The organism is Guptibacillus hwajinpoensis, assembly GCF_020171785.1.
GTDB classification, from domain to species: domain Bacteria; phylum Bacillota; class Bacilli; order Bacillales; family Guptibacillaceae; genus Guptibacillus; species Guptibacillus sedimenti.
In genome coordinates, this window is the sequence record NZ_JAIVAE010000028.1 from 1 (window position 1) to 1,475 (window position 1,475).

Here is a 1,475-nt window from a genome sequence, read left to right on the forward strand (position 1 = left end):
GGTGGGTAACCCCAAAAGTTAGAGTTTTGTTATGCAGCTAATTGGATGGACTGAGTTCGGTATTCAACTGGACTTAGTCCATCCAATTTTTCTTTTGACCGTTCATGATTGTACCAGTGGATATATTCTTCAATTCGGCTTCTTAAATCCTCATAGCTTACTAATTTTTCTCCATAATACATTTCCTGCTTTAAAATACCAAAGAAGTTTTCCATTGCAGCGTTGTCTGCGCATGTAGACTTCCGTGACATGCTTTGGAATACATTATTTTTCTTTAATGCCTTCACCCATTGATTGTGCTGGTAATGCCAGCCTTGATCAGAATGGATGGTGGTTCGATAGATTGCGTGATTTTTTATTATTTCTATCGTTTCTTGTAAAGGTTCCGTGACTAGATCTAACGTGGGACGTTTCTTGATTCCATACGCTATTATTTCTCCGTTATAGAGGTCAAGAATGGGATTTAAATATAACTTCTCTTCGTTTAGACATTTAAATTCTGTAATGTCGGTTACTATTTTTTGAAGTGGGATAGGCGTATTAAAACGGCGCGATAACCGGTTTTTCGCTACCTTCCCAACATTCCCCTTATACGAATTGTATTTACGGGATTTCCGCATAAATTTTACACACTTTAATCCTAGTTCACGCATAATACGATACACTTTTTTATGATTGATATTATGACCTAATTTCTTTAATTCTTTCGTAATACGTTTATAACCATAACGTTCGTGAAATTTTTTAAATAGGGAAGTAATGAGTTCTTTTAATTCTGTATCCAGATCCTCTTTTCCATAATTCTTCACATGATAGTGATAGGTTGCTTCGGGAATCCCCACTACATAGAAAATATCTTTTAATCTGAATCCTTCTTCTTTAAGTTCGAATGCGAGCTTTGCTTGTGCTTTTCGCGGAAGGCATTCTGATTCTCCCGAAAAGCTCTCAACTTTTTTAGGTACGCATTTTCCAGTCGTAGTAATTCATTCTCGCGTTCTAATTCCTCTTCGCGTGTTAACTTTTTCTCTTCTTTCTTCTCCGATTTACTAGGTTTCTTAGACATAGAAGGTCTCCCCTTTAATTTAGGTTTCAGGCCTTCTACTCCTTGTTCATTAAATGTTTTCGTCCAATGATAAATTAATGAAGGATTGTTCAGTCTAAATTGTTCAGCAGTTTCCTGATAAGAAGCACCTGTCTCTAGCATAAATAATATCGTATCTAATTTATATTGAACAGAGTACGCTTTCTTTATTTCCCTTCGCTTTAATCCTTCTATCCCTTGTGTTTTATAAGCTCTTACCCAATCTTGTAATGGTGTTTGAGAGGGCATGTTATATTTTTTCGCTAATGATTTATATCCAAGATTGCCATCTAAATACTCGGTTACAAGTTTTATTTTAAATTCCTCACTATATTTAGCCACAAAAACACCCCCAAAAGTTAGTTTTCTACTCTAACTTTTGGGGGTCGATACC

General features: G+C 35.7%; 2 protein-coding genes. Both read right to left on the reverse strand.

All coding sequences use genetic code 11. The annotated features are described in order from the left end of the window. Positions 1-29: 29 nt before the first annotated feature. On the reverse strand, positions 30-854 hold the full coding sequence (locus tag LCL91_RS21810) for an IS3 family transposase (RefSeq protein ID WP_224885595.1): 825 nt from the start codon (positions 852-854) through the stop codon (positions 30-32). 5 nt (positions 855-859) lie between these two features. Next, the gene (locus LCL91_RS21815; protein ID WP_224885593.1) at positions 860-1,423 is read right to left on the reverse strand and encodes a transposase; all 564 of its coding nucleotides are present in this window, start codon (positions 1,421-1,423) and stop codon (positions 860-862) included. Between the last annotated feature and the right edge of the window lie 52 nt (positions 1,424-1,475).